Raw genomic sequence first — 21,043 nt, 5'->3', positions numbered from 1 at the left:
TCAATTTGTTACTATCCTATGAAAACCCTATTTAATATCAAAGGTACATTCATGTTAACTTTATTTGAAATTTTTGATAACGAATAACAAATCATTAACAAAGTATGCTTTACTTGAAAGCTACGTACACAGGCGGTTCCGGCGTTTTGCAAAACCTTCGGATACTCATCCTTTTGTTAATAATTCGTTAGGAAACGTACCCGGTACATTTACCTTAAAACGATATCCGAAATCAGCTACAACCCATGCTGTTACCGCAATTCAGGCATTTATAGCAGGTGCCGGAGCGTACCGTAATGTGCCCGCAGGTGTTACAGGCCGGAGCGTCACTTTGCATGCTGCGCAAATAATCTTGTGTGTTGCTTTCACCTGTAGCGGCCGATACAGCCTGTTTGGCCTTTTGTGCAGGCGGGTTACCCGCATTATGGCCCACCCCGATTATACGCACGTTCGACAACTCGGGTTTCACTATTGGATCGTCCCACTCTTCCTCGCCGGTATTGCCGGGAGCATCCAGGATGTGTACAAGGTCGGTACGGCCCAGGTATTCGTACCCCAGCGCCCTGAATATATAATCGATCAGCGAGGTGGCCGAACGGATGTTTGGATGATCGACCATACCGGCCGGCTCAAACCTGGTAAATACGAACTTATCCACGAACTCCTCCAGCGGCACGCCGTACTGCAGGCCTACCGACACGGATATGGCAAAACAGTTCATCAGGCTGCGCAATGTAGAGCCTTCCTTGGCGAGGTCTATAAATATCTCACCCAGGGTACCGTCGTTATATTCACCGGTACGCAGGAACACCGCCTGACCGCCTACTTTTGCCTTTTGGGTAAAGCCCCGGCGTTTGGCAGGCAGGGTCTTACGTTCGATGATGCGGCTGAGGGCACGCTTCAACTTCGTATCCGGGCTGGCCTGCACACGTTTGTTCACTTCCTCCAGCAGCTCGTCTACCGTCAGGCCGTCGAGATCTACGATCTGGCTGAGCGCGGCTGCCTCCCCGGCTTCTTCTGCGATTTCGGTCTTTTTCTTCTTTTCGGTCTTGTTGCTCAGCGGCTGGCTCAGTTTAGATCCATCGCGGTACAGGGCACAGGCTTTAAGACCCAGTTCCCAGCTTAACATATAGCTGTCGGCAATTTCTTCCACATTGGCCTCATTAGGCAGGTTAATGGTTTTGGAAATAGCGCCCGAAATAAAGGGTTGTGCTGCCGCCATCATACGAATGTGTCCGTGAGGGTGTATAAACCGCTCGCCTTTTTTACCACATTTATTCGCGCAGTCAAATACGGACAGGTGTGCATCTTTCAGGTACGGGGCACCTTCTACGGTCATGGTGCCGCATACATAATCATTGGCGGCATCAATCTGCTCATCGTTGAACCCAAGTTCGTGCAGCAGGCTAAACTCCATATTAAAGTACTGCTCGGGGGTAAAGCCCAGCCTTTGCAGGCACTCTTCGCCCAGGGTATATACATTAAATACAAAGGCAATGTCGAACGAGGAAACTACCGCCGTATCCAGCTTCTTCAGCTCCGAGGCAATAAAGCCTTTTTCACTGAGGGTTTGGCTGTTTATATATGGCGCACCGTCAAAGGAACCACTGCCTTTCGCATAATCAACGATCGCTTTCACCTCGTTTTCGCGGTAGCCGAGGTTGCGAAGTGCGCTGGGGATGCTCTGGTTGATGATCTTGAAGTAACCGCCGCCGGAAAGTTTCTTAAACTTAACCAGGGCAAAATCTGGTTCCACGCCCGTGGTATCGCAGTCCATTACCAGGCCTATGGTACCGGTAGGGGCAATAACGGTGGACTGTGCATTGCGGTAGCCGTGCTTTTCGCCCATCTGCACGGCGTCGTCCCAGGCTTTGGTGGCAGCCTTCAACAGGTAGTCGGGACAAAAGCGGGCGTTGATGCCCTGCGGCTTGAGTTCCAGTCCCTCGTAAGCCTCCGTGGCGTCATAGGCTGCCGCGCGGTGGTTACGCATCACCCTTAACATGTCTGCTTTATTTTCCTCGTACTTAGGGAAAGCGCCCAGGTGGGCTGCCATTTCAGCAGAGGTTTTATATGATACGCCGGTCATGATAGCGGTGATAGCCCCGGCAATACCTCGGGCCTCTTCGCTATCGTAGGCAATACCGCTTACCATAAGCATAGAGCCGAGGTTAGCATAACCCAGCCCTAAGGTCCTATATTCATAACTCAGCTGCGCTACCTCTTTAGATGGGAATTGCGCCATCAACACCGATACTTCCAGCACTACCGTCCACAACCTTACCGTATATTCAAAACCCTCTACATCGAAGCTATTGTCGCTTTCGTTAAAGAAACGGCGCAGGTTCACAGATGCCAGGTTACAGGCGGTGTTGTCCAGGAACATGTATTCCGAACAGGGGTTGGAGGCGTTAATACGGCCGCCCTGCGGACAGGTATGCCATTCATTAATAGTGGTATCGTACTGGGTACCGGGGTCTGCACAACGCCAGGCGGCATACGCAATCTGGTCCCAAAGGCTGCGGGCCTTTATTGATTTATAGGTTTTACCGTTAGTTCGGTTGATCAGGTCCCAGTTGCCATCCTCTTTTAACTGGTGGAAAAAGCTGTTGGGGATACGTACAGAGTTATTGGAGTTCTGACCCGACACCGTACGGTAGGCTTCGCCTTCGTAGTCGGAAGAGTAACCGGCGGCAATGAGAGCGGCTACTTTCTTCTCTTCTTCCACCTTCCAGTTCACAAAACTCTCAATTTCAGGATGATCGAGGTCGAGGCACACCATTTTAGCGGCCCTGCGGGTAGTGCCGCCCGACTTAATAGCACCTGCTGCACGGTCGCCTATCTTCAAAAAGCTCATTAGTCCGCTGGATGTACCGCCGCCGCTGAGTTTCTCGTTCTCCCCGCGTATCTGTGAAAAGTTGGTACCCACACCAGATCCATATTTAAAGATGCGCGATTCGCGTACCCACAGGTCCATAATACCACCATCGTTCACCAGGTCGTCGCTCACGCTGAGTATAAAACAGGCGTGCGGCTGCGGGCGTTCGTAAGCGGAAGTAGATTTCTCGAGCTGACCGGTGGCTGGGTTCACGAAGTAATGGCCCTGCGGTTTACCCGTGATGCCATAGCTTTCGTGCAGGCCCGTATTAAACCACTGGGGTGAATTAGGTACGCATGCCTGGTTAAGCATACAATAGGACAGTTCTTCGTAAAATATATCAGCATCTTCGGCCGAGGCGAAGTAACCCGCCCTTTCACCCCACATTCTCCAGCAATTGGCCATACGATGCACCACCTGCTTTACAGAGGTCTCCCTGCCCATACTACCATCCGGCTGGGGCACGCCGGCTTTACGGAAATACTTCTGTGCCAGGATATCGGTCGCTATCTGCGACCATCCACGCGGCACCTCAACATTGTTCATTTCAAACACTACATCACCGCCCGGATTGCGGATGATAGACGTACGCAGGTCGTATTCGAACTGTTCAAATGGACTAACGCCACGTTTGGTGAAATGCCTGGAAAAAGCAAGCCCGGTTTTTCTTTGATCTGGATTTATCATGCCTCTGGGAGTTTTTGGAAGTTGATTAGCAAATAGAAAAATATTCGTTCGTAGAAGGGATTACTAAAATAACCTAATGCAAGCCCTATTCCCATATTTATTATCCACAGCATGTGCATTGTGAACAATGGTGCTTAAGCATTTGTTAATGAAGTAATTAAGGATGGCATAGCAGTTGCTGACTATATTACAGGAAGTGTTTAAACGCCGTGATCGCAAATATCTCATCTGCAAGGAATTATAGCATCATAAATTACTTATAAGCATATTTGTTTCAGCCACTAGCTTATTAGCAAAAAATTTATACATTTGCGACAACCGGAACAATGCAATTTTGATGTCAAAAAAAATATACAGTTCATTCATCGAAAAAAAGGCAAAAGGAACGAAATCATTTGCGGTTCTGATTGATCCCGACAAGGTTACGCCTGCCGGTATTGCAGATCTGACCGCTAAATGTACGGCCGCTAAGGTGGATTACATTTTTCTGGGAGGCAGCCTTGTGATTACCAATCACCTCGATGAGGTGATCCAGCAGATCAAAGCTACCTGTGATATTCCTGTGATCCTGTTTCCGGGCAGCCCGTCCCAGGTTTCCCGTTATGCAGACGCCTTATTATACCTTTCAGTGATATCCGGCCGAAATGCAGAACTGCTTATCGGCCAGCATGTTATTTCTGCTGTTCCGGTTAAGAAAAGCGGCCTGGAAGTGATATCAACCGGTTACATGGTGATAGACGGCGGTGCCCCTACTACGGTTTCTTACATCAGTAATACCAACCCGATCCCTGCAGATAAAGACGATATCGCCATGGCTACGGCTATGGCAGGCGAAATGCTCGGCTCTAAGGTAATATATATGGACGCAGGCAGCGGTGCCCGCAAACCCATCACCGAAAGTATGATACACCGGGTGAGCAGCCAGGTAGAAGTGCCGGTAATTGTGGGCGGTGGCATCAGGGATGCAGAAAAAGCTTACCTGAACTGTAAGGCAGGTGCCGATATTATAGTGGTAGGTAATGCGATAGAGAAAGATACTTCGCTCATAAAAGAAATGGCCGATGCGGTACACACCGCTCCGGTAAGAATATAAAAAAAGGGTTTGATGGTGATCATCAAACCCTTTTTCGTTATGCCTAAAGGCTCATCATTTCCTTAAACTTCACTGCCTGCCTGCGGCTCACCTCAATCTTCTCACCACCCCTCATTTCCAGCAAAAGGCCTCCGTTAAAGTAAGTATCGATACGTTCGATCATTCTTAAGTTTACGATATGCTTGCGGTTCGCCCTGAAAAATACGCGCTCGTCGAGGCGTTCTTCCAGTGCATTCAGCGACTTCAGGATCAAAGGCTTGTTAGTTTCGAAATAAACGCGGGCATAGTTTCCAACGCTTTCGAATAGCCTTATTTCCTGGAGTTTAACGAACCAGCAGCGATCACCATCTTTTACAAACACCTGGTCGTTTTCTGAAAGTATATTACGCAGGCCGGCTGCTGCGGCCAAACGCTCCTTTTCTTCGAGCTGATGTAATTTATGAATAGCGTCTGCCAAACGTTTTGGCTCTATCGGTTTTAACAAATAATCCAGTGCGTTATACTCAAACGCTTTCAGCGCATATTCATCGTAGGCCGTGGTAAAAATCACCTGTGGCGTACGTTCCAGCTCGGCCAACAGGTCGAACCCTGTTTTATCCGGCATTTGGATGTCCAGGAACAGGAGGTCGGGTCGTAAAGTTTCTATCTTCTCAATCCCATCTTTTGCATTTACCGCCTCTCCAATCACTACGATTTCCGGATGGTCTGCCAGCAGTTTCTTTAACTCGCTCCTGGCAAGGCGCTCATCATCAATAATCAATGCTTTTTTCATACGGTCTTTGTAATTGGTTGATGAAATTCACCCGCCGACTCCCGGCCGCTGCCAGCTAAATGCTGCATGGCCCGAATTGGTGCCCCGACAGATGCCTTTTCGATTCAGATGTTAAATTATTAAAAAAATCCGTGCTAAACCGGTTTACCTGATTAGGCACGAAAAAAAAATCTGTTTAGAACAATGGCATTAACACTTTAGCCTCAACCATTTGTGCATTGAGGTTGTAAATTTCGAAAGATGCCCGTTTACCGAATAATATGCCTAGTCGCTGACGTGTGCTTTGCAGTCCAAACCCCTGACCACCAAGGTTTTCGACGATCTGCCCGGTATTCTGGATAGTAAGCTCGTGCTTCGTGTCCTTCACATGAGAACCTACTATAACCGTGCCCCCCTTTATTTCCCTTGAAATACCATGTTTAATAGCATTTTCCACCAGTGTTTGCAACATCATTGGCGGAATAGGCAGTTCCAGGGTATCCGGATCAATATCGTACTGTATTTTGAGGCGCTCCTCGAAACGAATGTGTTCCAGCGCCAGGTAATCTTTTACTATGTTCAGCTCATTTTCCAGGCTTACCATCTCCACTTTTTCTGCCTGCATAGAACTGCGCAGGATGTTCGAAAGCGAGGTAATGGCCGTACGGGCACGCTGCGGATTTTCGTCGACCAGCGCACGTATGCTGTTTAAAGCATTAAATATAAAGTGAGGATTAAGCTGCGCTTTGATGGTTTTAAGTTCCAGGGTACGTACCGTAGCCTCCAGTTTTAACTTGTCTACCTGCGTATTCCTGTTCTTTTCCACGTAATGCCAGCCAAAGTAAATGGCCGTCCACATGGTAATGAGGAACGACTGCTGCAGGAATGAAAATGCCAGGTGCGACACCAGTTCTTTGTGGCTGGTGGCCTCAAACAGCAATCCCAGTATCGTAATTACGATAGCATCCAGAAAGGCGCACACGATAATACCGAAGGAAAAGTAGAATACCGCCCGTTCGAACGGCATCTCCATCCACTTAAACCTGACTATTACCGCCCTAAAGCCATGGGTAAGCAATATACCCACTACCGGTACGGTAAACACGTATCGGATAAGGTCGCCATCGACCTGGTTAAAGAAGAATGCGAAAAACAGGAAGATAAAAGCATAGAGCCCCCAACCCGAAACCTGGCACCACCAATATTTAGTAATCCGATTAAACATGTTATAAATTAGGGAACTGCTGTGATTAAATCAAAAATACCATATGACCCGCCCTGCCTGAACGTAAATTGTACCAATGGCGGTATAGCCGTTTAAATGGAAACGGTTATTTTACCCCCTGTTATCCAGCCTGTTTTTTTGACTTCCCCTCTACAAAAAGCTGTTCCGCATTGGATATTATGCTATTTTTGAGCTTTAAAACCCTAAAGCTGATATGGACATTACGGCAGGTCAACTATTGAGCCAGATCGAATATCCCTCCGACTTGAGGAAACTGACCCGGGAGCAGTTGCACCAGGTTTGTGATGAGTTACGCCAGTTTATAATAGACCAGGTGAGCGTGCATGGTGGCCATTTTGCCGCCAGTTTGGGCGTGGTGGAATTGACGGTGGCCCTGCATTATGTATTTAATACACCTTACGACCAGTTGGTATGGGACGTAGGCCACCAGGCTTATGGTCATAAAATACTGACCGGACGTAAAGAGGTTTTTCATACCAATCGCAAATACAACGGCATCAGTGGTTTCCCTAAACGGGGCGAGAGCGAGTACGATACTTTTGGCGTAGGCCACTCCAGCACTTCTATTTCTGCAGCGCTGGGCATGGCTATGGCATCTAAATACAAAGGAGAACACGACAGGCAGCACATTGCTGTAATCGGCGATGGTTCTATGACGGCAGGTATGGCTTTCGAAGCCCTTAACCATGCCGGCGTTGCCAATGCGAACGTGCTGATCATTCTTAACGACAACTGCATGTCCATCGACCCTAACGTGGGGGCGCTGAAGGAATACCTGACCGACATTACTACCTCGCACACTTATAATAAACTGCGCGACGATGTTTGGCATATGCTGGGCAAACTGCCTGTAGGCAAAAAGTTCACGCGCGACATGGCTTCTAAATTCGAAGCCAGCATCAAAGGCCTGGTTTCTAAATCCAGTAACCTGTTCGAAGCGCTGAACCTTCGCTACTTCGGACCCATCGATGGTCATAACATCTCTAAACTTACGGATACGCTGCAGGACCTGAAAGATATTCCGGGCCCTAAACTGCTGCATATCGTTACCACAAAAGGTAAAGGTTACTCACTGGCCGAAAAAGACCAAACCAAATGGCATGCGCCAGGTTTGTTCGACAAAATCACCGGTGAGATATTTAAAAAGATACAGGAAGGACCGCAACCACCCAAATACCAGGACGTGTTTGGCATTACCATGATTGAACTGGCTGAGCAAAACGATAAGGTGATGGGTATTACACCCGCCATGCCTTCCGGCTCATCGCTTAAGTTCATGATGGAGAAAATGCCTGACCGTGCTTTTGATGTGGGTATCTGCGAGCAACATGCCGTAACGCTCTCTGCCGGCCTGGCCACGCAGGGTATGCGCGTGTATTGCAACATCTACTCATCTTTCATGCAGCGCGCTTACGACCAGGTAGTACACGACGTAGCCATTCAAAACCTGCCGGTAGTGCTTTGCCTCGACCGCGCCGGCCTTGTTGGTGAAGATGGTGCCACGCACCACGGCGCCTACGATATCGCTTTCATGCGTTGCATTCCCAACCTCATTGTGTTTTCACCCATGAACGAAGAGGAACTGCGCAACATGATGTATACTGCCCAGTTACCAACACAGCTTTCGCCAGTGGTGATCCGTTACCCGAGAGGCGAAGGTGTAATGTCCGACTGGAAAAGACCTTTCAAAGAAATGCAGATCGGCAAAGGCCGTAAAATACGCGATGGCCGCGATGTAGCAGTACTGTCGTTTGGGCACCCGGGCAACTTTGTAACAGAAGCCTGCAGGGAATTACTGAACGATGGAATTGAACCGGCTCATTACGATATCCGCTTCGTGAAACCGCTGGATAAAGACCTGCTGCACGAAGTGTTTACAAAATTCGATAAAGTGATTACCGTAGAAGATGGTGCCATACGTGGCGGCTTCGGTAGCGCCATACTCGAGTTTATGAGCGAATACAATTACAAAGCCGATGTAAAAATGCTCGGTATACCCGACCACCTGGTGGAACATGGCAAACCTGCAGAACTGCACCGCGAATGTGGTTACGATGCCGCAGGCATCGCTTCTGCCGTAAGATCAATGATGAAAAGCCAGGTTACGGTGAGTGCCGGCTGAACAGCAAAATAAATGATAGCAGGCATTGCCTGCAACGGGTAAGGAACATGGACGAGCTTTATATCCAACTGCGCATTGCCGCAGTAAAAAAGGAAACCGATGACACTTTCACCTACTGCTTCGAACGGACAGATGGTGAAAGCCTCGATTATAAAGCAGGCCAGTTCCTTACTTTTATTATACCCCTCCACGGAACGGAATACAGGCGTTCCTACTCTCTCAGTTCTACACCCGGCATCAGCCCTAACCCTTCTGTTACTGTAAAGTGGCGGGAGAATGGCGAAGTATCCAGGCATATTATACGACACTGGCAGGTGGGCGATGTAGTTACCACCTTACTGCCCTCCGGGCGCTTTACACTTAACACACAGCCTGCCCTTAAACGTGATATATTCCTGATGGGAGCCGGTAGCGGTATTACGCCTTTATACGGTTTATTACGGCAGGCGTTAAAAGAGGAGCCACAGAGTAAGGTAACAATGATATACAGCGCGAAGAACGAGCAACAAACCATCTTCTATAACGAGTTAAAAGCGCTGGCCAGCGAACATACACATCGTTTCACGCTTCTTTTCTTTTTCAGTGACCCCACCGAAGATAGTGTGTTCACCTTCCGCCGCATTGGCAATACTTTACTGGAAACACTGGCGCCCAAACATATCGCGTATGCAAAAAGCGATGCCCAGTTCTTTATCTGCGGGCCGCTGGAATACATGCGGATGTGCATGTTCACGCTCACCTTTATGGGTTTCGCAGAAGAGCAATTACATAAGGAGAACTTCACCGTTAATACCCGGTTCCTGATACAAAAGGCAGGTGTGCCGAACGATAGCAGTCCTAAGCAGGTAATGTTGACGCGGCAGGGAAAAACGGTAGCGCTGGAGGTGGCGGGCAACCAAAACATACTGCAAACAGCCCTTAACAAAGGAATAACAATACCTTACAGTTGTAAGGGCGGCGTATGCGGATCTTGCACTGCGCGCTGCTCCGAAGGCAAAGTATGGATGGCCGCAAACGAAGTACTGACCGACAAAGAAGTGGCCGATGGCCTTATACTCACCTGTGTTGCTTACCCCGTTACAGATGTCGTGAAAATTGAATGGTAAGCACTCCTGCCCTCACCTATCTCATTCGCTACGCTTGCAAGTTGGGTTTAATTTGTATAATTTCAGCCAAAACGTACGCAGCATGCGCCATACGGCATTCAAAGTGGCTTGTCTCTATCTCCTGTTCGGACTTTTGTGGGTTAATGTGAACGACATACTGCTGACGCGCTGCGTTATCGCTTTCCCGGGTTTATCATTTGCGCTCATTTCTTACCTGCTCAATTCTGTATTCATTTTACTATCAGCCTTACTCGTTTACATAGTAGTAAGAACTAAGCCGTTACAAAAAGACCGTATCACTTTACAATACCAGGAATTGTTTTATAACCACCCCGTTCCAATGTGGGTTTACGACACCAGCACGCTTCGTTTTCTGGCCGTAAATGATGCCGCTGTCCGCAAGTATGGGTATAGCCGCGAAGAGTTCCTGCACATGACCATCTTACAGATCCGGAATGAAGACGAAGTACCAAGGGTACTGGAAGACGTACAGCGCAGCATTAACAGCAAATCGTACCGCGGCATATGGCAGCACTGTAAAAAGAACGGTGAATTTTTTATGGTGGAAATTTACTCCAATTCCAGCCGCTACGAACAAAAAGACGCCCGCATGGTAATGGCCATCGATATTGATGCGGAAATAAAATCGACGATCAATGCCGAAGACTTTGGCACCCGCTACGAACTGCTGGCCAAAGTTACACCGGACGCCATTTATTATTGGGACGTGCTATCGGACTCGGTTACCTGGAACCATGGCCCTACCACCTTATTCGGTTACCTCGAAGACGAAGTGTTACCCACTTTTAAATGGTGGGAAGAGCGCATTCATCCGGACGACCACGACAGGATATTGAAATCGCTGCGTAATGCCATCCGTTTCGGCAATGTGCATTGGGCAGAGAAGTACCGTTTCCGCTGCTCCGGCGGCACCTACAAGTATGTATATGCAAGAGGCAGCATTATCTATAACCACCAGCAGGAAGCACAACGTATGGTGGGTGTAGTGCAGGATATTGACAAAGAAGTGCATCAGCAACAGGAAATAGAACTGCTTTCGCTGGTGGCCAGCCAAACCACGAATGCGGTATTTATTACGAATGCCAAAGGAGAAATAGAATGGGCAAATGACAGCTTTGCTTATCACACCGGCTTCTCGCTGAAAGAAGCGATAGGTAAACGTCCACACGACTTTATCACCGGCCCCGAAAGTAATAAGGCAATAATACAGAGGATTGATGAGAAGATGGCAGAGGGCATCCCTTTTACGGAAGAAATTGTGAACTATAAGAAAGACGGCCGTCCATATTGGGCCAGCATGTCGGTAACACCGGTGCTGGACGAAGAAGGCATTGTGTCCAAATTTATCTCCATCCAAACCGATATTACCGAAAAAAAGAACTTCATCAACCTGTTGCAGGAGCAAAACAATACGCTGCGTGAAATTGCATGGATGAACTCACATGAACTCCGCCGCCCGGTATCGTCGATACTGGCTATTACTTCACTGATAGAAAAAGACAGCTCCGATCAGGCCACGAATGTGCGGCTGATGTCAATGCTGCAAAAGTCGGTAACCGAACTGGATGAAATGATCCACCGGATGCAGGCGAAACTGAAGCAGCAGGAAGATGATCTGCGATAAACTTAGCTGTGCGACTCGAATTGGTTAAAATCGCCTTTTAACTCACTATATAACTTATGGAAAGTATCCATGCGCTCCTGAAGAACATCGTGATCTTCCACCGGCCGGTCGTGGTGTTCAATCAACGCATTATTCAGGCGGCGGCTGGTTTGTTTAAGATCGTGGAATAACTCGTCCGCTACTTCCATCTGGCGGATAAACAGGTTTTGAAAACGTTCTACCTGTACCATTCTTTCGCTGTGGGAGTTGTGGAGGGAAATAGATTCCAGCCGGTCACGCATTGATCTTACTTCCTGGCGAACATCGTCCACCTCATGTTTCCAGGAAAGCAACTGTGACTGCTGATCGGTAGTTTGTGTTGGGATCTCCATGACTTATTAATTTAGCTTTGGTAATTACGGAACGAAGGAACATGCTCATCATTCACCGTCTTAATTCAATTGGCTAATTCATGGTATTGTGTAGTTGTTTAAAACCCCTGCTACTGCATCATTATAGATAAGGCTCAAACTCATAACGGTTTACTGCTTGTTCTAAGTTACGATGTTTTTCTTATACAAAAAGCAATGGGACCTGCCGTACGGCAAACCCCATCAACCTGTTTATTGTTTGTTGTAACCTTAATGCAAAAATGCGTTGTACATCCACACCTGTTTCTCCTGCTCACGAATATAAGTAGTGATGAGGTCGTTGGTGCCGTCGTCGCCCAGCTCGTCGCTCACCGCACTCACTTCCCTTTCCAGGTGGATCAGCGTTTTAAAGCCGTCCAGCACGTGTTGTACCGTGGTGGTCGCATTACTGTCGTTTGTAATTTCTTTGATCTGCGACAGTTCTACATACTGAGAAAAGCTGTGTACCGGTGTAAAACCGAGGGTCAGTATCCGCTCTGCAATCTCATCGATCTTCATCTGCGCATCGGTGTATAATTCCTCAAACTTGATATGCAGGGTAAAGAATTTATCGCCTTTGATGTTCCAGTGGAAACCACGGGCGTTCTGGTAAAATATCTGGTAAGCCGCCAGCAGGTTGTTCAGTTTCTCTGCCAGTTCTTTGGCTGATTTTTTCTCCAGTCCTATTGTTGCTGTATTAGTTGCCATATGAGTAAGTGTGATTAATGAGTAAATTGTGTTAACGGTATATCTATGATCAAAAACTTTGCCGCTTCGGTTGCTTTTATAGATGCTGCACTGTAACTACTGATACCAATTGCATCGCGGCGCTGAAGGGTTTCGCCCTCAATTTCAATGCTACCTTCCAGCACAAAAATATAGGCGCCGTTATATGCAACGCGTGGTGTATACACCAACTCTTTACCGGCGTCGAAGTTGCCTATAGAGAACCAGGCATCCTGGTTAATTGTAAGTGCGCCATCGCTTTCGTTGGGTGAAATCAGCGTTTGCAACTGGTTGTGCTGTAAAACAGGATCAAATGTTTTTTGATCATAACGCGGGGGCAAATTACGCTCGCGGGGGAACAACCATATTTGCAGGAACTCTGCGGCCTCTGTTTTAGACGCGTTAAACTCCGAGTGTACCACACCTGTACCGGCCGACATGATTTGCACATCGTTGGCATTAATAATACCGTGTGTACCCAGGTTATCCTTATGTTCCAGCGCGCCTTTCAGCACTACACTAATAATCTCCATATTATCATGCGGATGAGCGCCGAAGCCCATACCACCTGCCACTATATCATCGTTAAAAACACGCAAAGCACCAAAATGAATGCGGTCTTCATTATAATATTGAGCGAAGCTGAAGGTATGGTGACTCTTTAACCAGCCGTGATCAGCGCTACCACGCGAATCGGCGCGGTGGATAATCTTTTGCATAAATCTGATGAGCTTTTGTTGCTTTAACAAATGTCCAACAATTACAGCCCTGTTTCAATGGACGATTATGCTGAAATGGTGTACTTTTTATGAGCCAATCATCTAATAAAAACAGCCGGTAATGATACCGGCTGCAGTTATCTGGAATGCGTTGTTTATACTAACTCCGCATCGTAAGTAATATCCGTATTCAACAGCTTGGAAATAGGACAGTTCTGTTTGGCATCCAGCACCAGTTCATCGAACTTCTCTTTTTCCAGGCCAGGCACAGAAGCTTTTACAGACAGGTGAATGTTGGGGATCTCACCGTTAACGAAGGTTACTGTGGCTTTGGTGTCGATGTTACCAGGGGTGAAACCTGCACCGGATATATTAAAGCTCAGCTTCATGGTAAAACAGCCTGAATGAGCGGCGGCTACCAGCTCCTCGGGATTGGTGCCGATCCCCTCTTCGAAACGGCTGCCAAAGGAGTACTGCGTATCTTTCAATACACCACTGTCGGTGCTAAGTTTTCCTTTACCTTCTTTACCGGTACCCTGCCAGTTGGCAGTTGCAGATCTTTTCATGGAAATTTATTTTTTGGGTGAATAATTGAAGTATTAAAAGTAGTCTAAAACCTGTTACGATAAATTAACATAGCGTTAAACCAGTTGTATAAATCAGGGTATTACCGGCCGCAAACACAGTGCCGTAATTAAGCGTTATCTACCAATGTTATCCAGTCGTTTACCAACTGCTGCAACTTTGTTTTGCGTTCGTTGATTTCGTCCATATTATAGAACTTGGCCAGGCGGCGGTCTTTATAATCGCCATCCAGGAAACCGTAGTTGTCTTTCAACATTTTCCCGTCGGGGAATACAAATACGATGTGTACATATTCATCGGGCCGTAAATGAAAGGCGGCCATGTCAATATTCTTATAAAAGAAGCTGGGGGAGTTCCATTTCACACGTTCTTCGAGTTTATCGTTTGCCTCCAGGATGATCTGCCTTAGTGCTTCTACTTCTTTTTTGAGTGGATGTTCCAGCCGTTCCATGTATTCCGGCACGGTTACGTTCTTTGAGGCCATCAGGTAAAGTTGAGTGTTTCTAAAGATAATAAAAAAAGCCGGGCAATGCGAACATTACCCGGCACACTTAACTCCTGACAACCGTTTTCACACTACTTCTACAAAATCTTCCAGCGGTTTCCGTACTTTCTGTTTATGCTGATAAATATCGTCAGCGGCGCGGAAGCCTACTGTGGCCAAAACCACGGTGCGCAGGTTCCTCTCTCTCAGTCCTAATATTTCGTCGTAAGCTGTAGCATTAAACCCTTCCATCGGACAGGTGTCGATTCCTTCAACCGCGCAGGCAGTAAGCAGGGTGCCAAGGGCAATGTATGCCTGTTTGGAACTCCATACTGCTGCTTTCTCTTGTTCCATTTTTGTTATCTGTCCTTTCACCATTGCTGCAAACCCTTCAAGGGCGCCTGTTTCCAGGCTACGAGTCGTTGCTGTCAACTTCACAAAATCATCCACGTGCGTACCGGCCAGTTCATCCACTCTTGCAAAAATCACCAGGTGCGAAGCATCTGTTATCTGTGACTGGTTGTTCGATACTGCCTTCAATTTTTCCCTTATCACCGGATCATTTACCACTAAAACCTTGTAGGGCTGCAATCCATATGAGGATGCTGAGAGATTGGTGGCTCTGAGTATTCTTTCCAACTGCGTGGCACTCAACTTTCTCTCCGGATCAAACTTCTTCGTAGCATAGCGCCACGCGAGCTTTTCAAGAATATCCATCGTCTTTTAAATTAAGCTTGTTTAATCAACTGCACGTTAGCCAGCAACTTCACGTCATCACTCACTACAATACCACCCGCTTCTGTAGTCGCTGTCCATTTCAATCCAAATTCTTTACGGCTAATTTTGCCTGATAACTCGAAACCAGCTTTGGTCTGGCCCCATGGGTCTACCGTAACACCTGCGTACTCTACGTCCAGCTCTACTGGTTTAGTATTGTCGCGGATGGTAAGGTTACCGTTCAGTTTATAATGTTCGTTATCTTTTTTTACAATACCGGTTGATTCAAATTTGATCAACGGGAACTCAGCCGCGTTAAAGAAGTCGTCGCTTTTCAGGTGACCATCGCGCTGTTCGTTCTTAGTGCTGATGCTGTCTACTTTCGCTTCGAAAGTGATCTTAGCATCGGAAAAATCATCATTGGAGGCTTCTACCGTAGCGTCATAATCAGTAAAGAAACCATTCACGTTAGTGATCATCAGGTGTTTTACTTTGAATTCTATTTCGCTGTGTGAAGCATCAATTTTCCAGGTTGCCATTGTGTTTAAGTTTTAAAGTGTTTTAAGATGTGTGTGTTTTATAATAAGTTTAGTTCAATCGTCCCATGCGGCCTTCGCTGTAATCCTGTATCGCCTGCGTAATCTCTTCCTGCGTATTCATCAGGAACGGGCCGTAAGCAAATACCGGTTCGTTTATTGGCTCGCCGTTAAGTACCAGTAAGGAAACATCGGAGATGGCAGTAATGTTTATCTCTTCTCCCTCATTACCGAAACTCACTATTTCTACCTGTTTGGAGATGTGTGTTTCATTAAACTCTGCTTCTCCTTTCAGTACTACTATACCTGTATTATATCCTTCGGGCAAACGCAGTGTGATGTTTTTTCCCATCTTTAACTGTATATCGTATACGTTAATCGGGGTGAAGGTGCGGGCAGGGCCGTACAATCCTTCAAACTCACCGGCTATTACTCTTAGGTAGCTGCCATCGTTCCAGTCTTTTACCGGGATGTCTTCTTTGAGCAGCGTCTGGTAACCAGGTTTATCCATTTTATGCGCCTTGGGCAGGTTTACCCACAATTGTGCCATTTCAATGGTGCCTCCTTTCTTAGAGAATTCACTTTCATGTTTCTCCTCGTGTACAATGCCGGAGGCGGCTGTCATCCATTGTACATCACCTTCGCGCAGTTTACCGTAACTACCGGTAGAATCGCGGTGTTCCAGGGCGCCCTGGTAAACGATGGTCACGGTTTCAAATCCGCGGTGCGGGTGTTGGTCTACACCACGCGGCTTGTCACTTGGCGGAAAATATACCGGAGCAGCGTAGTCGAGCAAAAAGAACGGGCTGATGGTTTTCCCTATGCGATTGCCGCTGGGGAAGAGGTTTTGTACCCTGAAGCCGTCGCCGACCATGTTGGGTTTAGACCCTTTGTAAACCTGAGTAACCTGTTTGCTTGTTTTCATTTTGTACTCCTTTTCTTAATGACATAACAAAAGTACGTGTTGCAACATCTATCTTAAATGGATTAATTGCTGTTAGTGGTGGACTTTTTATACTGCTCATCGTATGTTATTGGTTATCAATAATAAATGTTTCGCTAAAAGGGGAATAAGGCGCTTCTGCTGAAGGTAGTATAGTTATGGGCAGTGATAATTACCACATTACGGGCATATGATGTATAAATAGTGAAATATAGTTGGGGAGATGGGGGCACATAAAAAAAGTGTGGCCTTACCACACTTCCTTTCTTATCAATATAAAGTAGTTATACCTGTTGATGCGTAAACACGCCCGACACCCTCGATACTTCTTTAAACTCCGATGGTGTTTGGTTGGTGTACTTTTTAAAGAACCGGCTAAAGTAATGCGGATCTTCAAAACCCAGGTTATAGGCAATTTCTTTCGCGGTAAGATCTGTATTGTACAGGTAACGTTGCGCTTCGAGTATAATACGGTTGCGTATATGCTCGCCGGCGGTAATGCCGGATAACTGTTTGCTTACTTCGTTTAACAACACGGGTTTAATATGCAGTTGTGCTGCATAATCCGACACGTTCTTTAACTCCCGGAACTTTTCTTCGATCAGTGTTTTAAACTGCAGGAACAGGGAGCTGTTATGTGAAAGATGGGTATCGGGTGCAAATGTATCTTCTGCATTCTGCAGGCGCGACGATAACACGAGGAAGTAGCGCAATAGTCCATGGAACGCGCTCTCGTAATCATTTTCCTTGTGCTTTATCTCTTTTACCATCGCCTTAACCAGCCATTCGAAATCGGCCTGCTGATCTTCGGGAAGGTGTAATACCGAACTGAAATGATTGTTGAAGAACAGGCCGGAGTTAATGCCCGATGAAAGTTGTGCCTGGTCTTTTAAACACATGAAGGCGTCGTGAAAAGCGATCATGTAACCATCGGCCTTTTCTGAGAACTCCATTTTATGTACCTGGCCGGGCGCAAGGAAAAACAGCGTATTGTCTGTTACCTCGTGCGTAACCGTATCGATCGTGTGGCGCAGGTGACCACATTTAATCCAGTAAATGGAGTAAAAGTCGTGGCGATGCGGCGATTCATTATGTTCAAAGAAAGTATCGCCCAGGTTACATATCGACGATACGATGAACGGGCTTTCCTCCTGACCATAATCGGGCAGCGAAACGATTTCTATATGATCGCGTTTATCACTCATCAAATACAACCGGCTCAGCATCTTCCGGGCGGTCAGCGGGATCTACGTATTCAATAATAAAGTTGTTGCGGCCTTCGCCCACCATAATGCTCAGGTATTTCGCCTGCACCAGTTCCAGCATACCCAGGAAAAGGAATATAGCATGGATACGGTCTTTACAGTGATCGAATATTTTTTCAAAGGCCATTGTTCTTTCGCCGGCAGCAAGGTCCATCATGTATTCACGCGAACCTTCCATGGTGTAATGGTATTTATACACCACGTGCTGGGGTTTATTGTTACGCTCTTTTACGCGCTGCATTACCTTTTCAAAGGTTTTGGTCAGCTTAAAGAGGGTGAGTGTTTGTACTTCGGTGCCTTCGCTGGTCATCTCCCCTATCGCAGTCAATTCCTTTGCAATGTTACCTCTTTTGATCTGCAACATACGTTCGGCTTCCCTCTCTGCCAGTTCCGTGGCAGCCTGCTTATAGCGCTTGTATTCCAGGATTTTGTCGACCAGCTCCTGGCGGGGGTCAATTTCATTACCCTGCTCGTCTATCTCCTTACGTGGCAACAGCATTTTTGCCTTAATACGCATCAGCGTACTTACGAAAAGAATAAACTCACTGGCCAGCTCAATGTTCAGCGATTCGAGTTCGTGGATATAATTCAGGAAATCCCGGGTTATACCGCTGATGGGAATATTGTAAATATCCAGCTCATCCCTCTCGATAAAGAACAACAGCAGGTCAAAGGGGCCTTCGAACTGCGGGAGCTTTATTTTATATACTTCCTGGTCTGCCAATAGCTTGATTATAAGTTAATTAAAAACAATAAACCTGCCGTACATGCCAGCAGGTTTATCAAAAATAACATAATTTTCCCGTAATCAGAATATCGCTGCAAAGCCCACCCCGATCACCTGTTTAAGCTGCAATCGTGGCCCCATTACACCCGTTTCTTTGTTCTCGAACACCCTTACATCGTCGTCGTAAATCATATCCAGCGACACCGTGGCCGACAGGTACTTGTTGACCTTCAGCGACAATACGTTGGTCCAGAACACGTCTATATTACCCGGATTGTGACGGTAGTTGGAAAACAGGTCGAGCCTGGTTTTGTATACTACGTTTTTTCCTATTTCCTTATTCCAGTTGGCAGACAGGTAGGCACCGAACTCGCTTTTCACGTGTTTACCGGTATCTACGCCATAAGCGCCCATGGCCGACAGCGAATCGCTGGCCACTATTACCAGACGGCTTGTTACCGGCGACAGGAAGAGGGAAAACTCTTTGTTGGGCTTGTAATCAAGGCCTGGCGAGAATAACACATAGGCCGGTGAAAAGAACCTCGATACCAGTTCCCTGGCGGTATCGTTATACAGGTAACCATTGGCAAACTGTGTACGCACGTTCACTAAGCCACTTAAGTACCAGTTTTTGCCCACATCATAACCATACTTGGTGGTCAGGTCAATACGGTCGTCGCTCTTACGCATACCAAGACTGGTGGTTTTTACATAACCGTAAGCCAGGTCGAGCGTGTTATCCCAGGCATGTTTACCTTTCGCGTAATTGGCAAACACAGATAGTGTTGCGCCGGCAGAAAGGGAGAACTTATCACCACCTGCTGCCCAGTTAGTGAGGGAACCCTGGTTCACGTTGAGGTTAAAGGTGCCTCCTTTCTTCCAGTAAAGTTTGGTCGTATCCTTATCGTTACGTTTTATCTTTTTCGCAATTTCCTCTCTCGCCTTTTTCAGTTCATCCTGCGCATAAGTAACGTTTACCGCCAGTAGTAAGGCAGCAAACAAACAAATCTTCTTCATCATTCTATTATACGTTTTTCTGTTTAATGGCATCGCGGATTTCCATCAGCAGTTGTTCTTCTTTAGTTGGGCCGGCTGGAGCTGCGGGTGCTGCCTCTTCTTTACGTTTCAGCCTGTTAATACCTTTAATAAGCAGGAAAATGGCAAAAGCAATGATCACAAATTCAACAAATGCCTGTATGGCAATACCGTATTTCACTTCCGCGCTGCCTACTTTTATCATCAGGCCTTTGAAGTCGAAGCCTCCGATCAGTATCCCTACCAGTGGCATAATAATACTCTCTACCAATGCATTCACGATCTTACCGAAAGCGGCACCGATCACAACACCGACAGCCAGGTCTATTACATTACCCTTGGTGGCAAACTCTTTGAACTCTTTTAAAAATGACATATTGTAAGGTTTAAGGTTTCTTATACTCCCGAAAAACACGCGATATTAATATTTTGTTCTCTTTGTTCTTAATTTATTTATGTCTTTTTAAGCCCGGGATATTTCATTTTGAGCTTTACCAATGTATCTCTTACCGTCCTGGCAATCAGGTATTCTTTGTACCAGTTTTGGTCAGAAGGCACTATTATCCAGGGTACGTCATTACAATTTTCAAAAGCATCTTCATACGCCTTGTGGTACTCATCCCATAACTTCGCTTCTTCGAAATCGTTAGCGTTGTATTTCCACATTTTACGGGGGTCCTGCATCCTTTCGGCCAGTCGCTCCTGCTGTTCTTCCGGGGAAATGTGGAGATAAAACTTCAAAACCTGTGTATCGTTATGTTTTGTAAGCAGGCGTTCGAAAGCATTTATAGCCTCGTAACGCTTTTTATAAGTGGCTTTATCTACCCATTTATGCACTCTCTGTATCAGCACATCTTCGTAGTGCGAGCGGTTAAGCAGGTGTATATGCCCTTTGCCCGGTGCCACCTTATGTATGCGCCACAGGAAATCGTGCGACTTTTCCTCCTCGGTGGGTGCTTTAAAAGAATACACCTGTACGCCCTGCGGGTTCAGCTTTCCGAACACATTCCTGATCACACCGTCCTTTCCGCTGGCATCCATACCCTGTAGCACGACCAGTAACGAGTGTTTATGCTCGGCAAATAACAGGTTCTGCAATTCGTCAAGTTCCTCCAGTATCTTGGCTGTATCGGCCTTTATATGGTCTTTATCTAACTTACCGGGGGCTTTGGTACTTATTTTAGAGAGTTTCGCTTCGGGCATATGCGTTAGTATTTATCTTTAAATTTAGACAAAAAAAACGGGGACCATCAGGCCCCCGTTACATAATATTGCGCGAAACCCGTCTTTTTTAGATAGACATGATCTCTTTATCTTTCGCTGCGCAGTGTTTATCTACCAGCAAAATGTATTTGTCGGTAAGCTGCTGCACGTTGGCTTCGGCATCTTTGG

The 21,043-nt window shown here is 46.7% G+C and carries 20 protein-coding genes; 4 read left to right on the top strand and 16 right to left on the bottom strand.

Translation table 11 applies throughout. From position 1 onward, the window contains the following. Window positions 1-232: 232 nt before the first annotated feature. Window positions 233-3,562 carry a vitamin B12-dependent ribonucleotide reductase gene (locus QZT80_RS10715; RefSeq protein ID WP_295121565.1) on the bottom strand — a complete coding sequence of 1,110 codons (3,330 nt, stop codon included), beginning with the start codon at window positions 3,560-3,562 and terminating at the stop codon, window positions 233-235. A 337-nt stretch (window positions 3,563-3,899) separates the two neighbouring features. Between QZT80_RS10715 and QZT80_RS10710 the strand changes: the two genes are divergently transcribed. Further along, the gene (locus QZT80_RS10710; RefSeq protein WP_295121563.1) at window positions 3,900-4,655 is read left to right on the top strand and encodes a geranylgeranylglyceryl/heptaprenylglyceryl phosphate synthase; all 756 of its coding nucleotides are present in this window, start codon (window positions 3,900-3,902) and stop codon (window positions 4,653-4,655) included. A 43-nt stretch (window positions 4,656-4,698) separates the two neighbouring features. On the opposite strand, the gene QZT80_RS10705 is transcribed toward QZT80_RS10710, so the two are convergent. Further along, window positions 4,699-5,427 (bottom strand): response regulator, encoded by a 729-nt coding sequence (locus QZT80_RS10705; RefSeq protein WP_295121561.1) that lies wholly within the window; start codon window positions 5,425-5,427, stop codon window positions 4,699-4,701. Window positions 5,428-5,602: 175 nt separating this feature from the next. Then, on the bottom strand, window positions 5,603-6,631 hold the full coding sequence (locus QZT80_RS10700) for a sensor histidine kinase (RefSeq protein ID WP_295121559.1): 1,029 nt from the start codon (window positions 6,629-6,631) through the stop codon (window positions 5,603-5,605). 214 nt (window positions 6,632-6,845) lie between these two features. On the opposite strand from QZT80_RS10700, the gene dxs reads away from it, so the two are divergent. The 3 genes from dxs to QZT80_RS10685 all read left to right on the top strand — a co-directional run bounded on the left by dxs (window position 6,846) and on the right by QZT80_RS10685 (window position 11,525). Beyond that, the gene (gene dxs / locus QZT80_RS10695) at window positions 6,846-8,774 is read left to right on the top strand and encodes a 1-deoxy-D-xylulose-5-phosphate synthase (RefSeq protein WP_295121558.1); all 1,929 of its coding nucleotides are present in this window, start codon (window positions 6,846-6,848) and stop codon (window positions 8,772-8,774) included. Next, window positions 8,696-9,880, top strand: coding sequence for a ferredoxin--NADP reductase (locus tag QZT80_RS10690; protein WP_295121556.1), 1,185 nt, complete (start codon window positions 8,696-8,698; stop codon window positions 9,878-9,880). The genes dxs and QZT80_RS10690 overlap by 79 nt, the downstream gene beginning before the upstream one ends. An 82-nt stretch (window positions 9,881-9,962) precedes the next feature. Then, window positions 9,963-11,525, top strand: coding sequence for a PAS domain S-box protein (locus QZT80_RS10685; protein WP_295121554.1), 1,563 nt, complete (start codon window positions 9,963-9,965; stop codon window positions 11,523-11,525). A 2-nt stretch (window positions 11,526-11,527) separates the two neighbouring features. On the opposite strand, the gene QZT80_RS10680 is transcribed toward QZT80_RS10685, so the two are convergent. From QZT80_RS10680 to QZT80_RS10620, 13 genes are all read right to left on the bottom strand, one after another. Beyond that, a complete protein-coding gene (locus QZT80_RS10680) occupies window positions 11,528-11,896 on the bottom strand; it encodes a hypothetical protein (protein ID WP_295121552.1) in 369 nt (122 codons plus the stop codon). Window positions 11,897-12,145: 249 nt separating this feature from the next. Further along, on the bottom strand, window positions 12,146-12,622 hold the full coding sequence (locus tag QZT80_RS10675; RefSeq protein WP_295121550.1) for a Dps family protein: 477 nt from the start codon (window positions 12,620-12,622) through the stop codon (window positions 12,146-12,148). A gap of 14 nt (window positions 12,623-12,636) precedes the next feature. Beyond that, entirely contained in the window at window positions 12,637-13,359 is a 723-nt protein-coding gene (locus tag QZT80_RS10670) for a pirin family protein (protein ID WP_295121548.1), read from the bottom strand. Between the two features lie 155 nt (window positions 13,360-13,514). Beyond that, window positions 13,515-13,925 carry an OsmC family protein gene (locus QZT80_RS10665; protein ID WP_295121546.1) on the bottom strand — a complete coding sequence of 137 codons (411 nt, stop codon included), beginning with the start codon at window positions 13,923-13,925 and terminating at the stop codon, window positions 13,515-13,517. 128 nt (window positions 13,926-14,053) lie between these two features. Continuing rightward, entirely contained in the window at window positions 14,054-14,428 is a 375-nt protein-coding gene (locus tag QZT80_RS10660) for a DUF1801 domain-containing protein (RefSeq protein ID WP_295121544.1), read from the bottom strand. Window positions 14,429-14,515: 87 nt separating this feature from the next. Beyond that, the gene (locus QZT80_RS10655; protein WP_295121542.1) at window positions 14,516-15,145 is read right to left on the bottom strand and encodes an NAD(P)H-dependent oxidoreductase; all 630 of its coding nucleotides are present in this window, start codon (window positions 15,143-15,145) and stop codon (window positions 14,516-14,518) included. Between the two features lie 11 nt (window positions 15,146-15,156). Next, window positions 15,157-15,684 (bottom strand): YceI family protein, encoded by a 528-nt coding sequence (locus QZT80_RS10650; protein WP_295121540.1) that lies wholly within the window; start codon window positions 15,682-15,684, stop codon window positions 15,157-15,159. 49 nt (window positions 15,685-15,733) lie between these two features. Further along, complete coding sequence (locus QZT80_RS10645; protein WP_295121538.1) at window positions 15,734-16,606, bottom strand: pirin family protein; 873 nt, start codon at window positions 16,604-16,606, stop codon at window positions 15,734-15,736. Between the two features lie 302 nt (window positions 16,607-16,908). Next, entirely contained in the window at window positions 16,909-17,829 is a 921-nt protein-coding gene (locus QZT80_RS10640) for a helix-turn-helix domain-containing protein (RefSeq protein ID WP_295121536.1), read from the bottom strand. Then, window positions 17,822-18,613: a segregation/condensation protein A gene (locus tag QZT80_RS10635; RefSeq protein ID WP_295121534.1), complete on the bottom strand. Its 792-nt coding sequence runs from the start codon at window positions 18,611-18,613 to the stop codon at window positions 17,822-17,824. Before QZT80_RS10635 ends, QZT80_RS10640 begins: the two co-directional genes overlap by 8 nt. An 84-nt stretch (window positions 18,614-18,697) precedes the next feature. Next, window positions 18,698-19,636 carry a DUF3078 domain-containing protein gene (locus tag QZT80_RS10630; RefSeq protein WP_295121532.1) on the bottom strand — a complete coding sequence of 313 codons (939 nt, stop codon included), beginning with the start codon at window positions 19,634-19,636 and terminating at the stop codon, window positions 18,698-18,700. Window positions 19,637-19,640: 4 nt separating this feature from the next. Continuing rightward, complete coding sequence (gene mscL, locus QZT80_RS10625; RefSeq protein WP_295121529.1) at window positions 19,641-20,027, bottom strand: large-conductance mechanosensitive channel protein MscL; 387 nt, start codon at window positions 20,025-20,027, stop codon at window positions 19,641-19,643. Between the two features lie 77 nt (window positions 20,028-20,104). Continuing rightward, window positions 20,105-20,854, bottom strand: coding sequence for a PPK2 family polyphosphate kinase (locus QZT80_RS10620; RefSeq protein WP_295121528.1), 750 nt, complete (start codon window positions 20,852-20,854; stop codon window positions 20,105-20,107). Window positions 20,855-21,043 lie beyond the last annotated feature (189 nt).

Origin of the sequence: uncultured Chitinophaga sp., from assembly GCF_902168175.1 — a bacterium.
Taxonomy (GTDB): Bacteria; Bacteroidota; Bacteroidia; order Chitinophagales; family Chitinophagaceae; genus Chitinophaga.
The sequence above is the reverse complement of the archived record's forward strand: the minus strand, read 5'-3'. Positions and strand labels throughout refer to the sequence as shown.

Coding starts and splice junctions, on each gene's coding strand:
- QZT80_RS10715 (WP_295121565.1), bottom strand. CDS start 3,562: ATGATAAATCCAGATCAAAGAAAAACCGGGCTTGCTTTTTCCAGGCAT.
- QZT80_RS10710 (WP_295121563.1), top strand. CDS start 3,900: ATGTCAAAAAAAATATACAGTTCATTCATCGAAAAAAAGGCAAAAGGA.
- QZT80_RS10705 (WP_295121561.1), bottom strand. CDS start 5,427: ATGAAAAAAGCATTGATTATTGATGATGAGCGCCTTGCCAGGAGCGAG.
- QZT80_RS10700 (WP_295121559.1), bottom strand. CDS start 6,631: ATGTTTAATCGGATTACTAAATATTGGTGGTGCCAGGTTTCGGGTTGG.
- dxs (WP_295121558.1), top strand. CDS start 6,846: ATGGACATTACGGCAGGTCAACTATTGAGCCAGATCGAATATCCCTCC.
- QZT80_RS10690 (WP_295121556.1), top strand. CDS start 8,696: ATGTGGTTACGATGCCGCAGGCATCGCTTCTGCCGTAAGATCAATGAT.
- QZT80_RS10685 (WP_295121554.1), top strand. CDS start 9,963: ATGCGCCATACGGCATTCAAAGTGGCTTGTCTCTATCTCCTGTTCGGA.
- QZT80_RS10680 (WP_295121552.1), bottom strand. CDS start 11,896: ATGGAGATCCCAACACAAACTACCGATCAGCAGTCACAGTTGCTTTCC.
- QZT80_RS10675 (WP_295121550.1), bottom strand. CDS start 12,622: ATGGCAACTAATACAGCAACAATAGGACTGGAGAAAAAATCAGCCAAA.
- QZT80_RS10670 (WP_295121548.1), bottom strand. CDS start 13,359: ATGCAAAAGATTATCCACCGCGCCGATTCGCGTGGTAGCGCTGATCAC.
- QZT80_RS10665 (WP_295121546.1), bottom strand. CDS start 13,925: ATGAAAAGATCTGCAACTGCCAACTGGCAGGGTACCGGTAAAGAAGGT.
- QZT80_RS10660 (WP_295121544.1), bottom strand. CDS start 14,428: ATGGCCTCAAAGAACGTAACCGTGCCGGAATACATGGAACGGCTGGAA.
- QZT80_RS10655 (WP_295121542.1), bottom strand. CDS start 15,145: ATGGATATTCTTGAAAAGCTCGCGTGGCGCTATGCTACGAAGAAGTTT.
- QZT80_RS10650 (WP_295121540.1), bottom strand. CDS start 15,684: ATGGCAACCTGGAAAATTGATGCTTCACACAGCGAAATAGAATTCAAA.
- QZT80_RS10645 (WP_295121538.1), bottom strand. CDS start 16,606: ATGAAAACAAGCAAACAGGTTACTCAGGTTTACAAAGGGTCTAAACCC.
- QZT80_RS10640 (WP_295121536.1), bottom strand. CDS start 17,829: ATGAGTGATAAACGCGATCATATAGAAATCGTTTCGCTGCCCGATTAT.
- QZT80_RS10630 (WP_295121532.1), bottom strand. CDS start 19,636: ATGATGAAGAAGATTTGTTTGTTTGCTGCCTTACTACTGGCGGTAAAC.
- mscL (WP_295121529.1), bottom strand. CDS start 20,027: ATGTCATTTTTAAAAGAGTTCAAAGAGTTTGCCACCAAGGGTAATGTA.
- QZT80_RS10620 (WP_295121528.1), bottom strand. CDS start 20,854: ATGCCCGAAGCGAAACTCTCTAAAATAAGTACCAAAGCCCCCGGTAAG.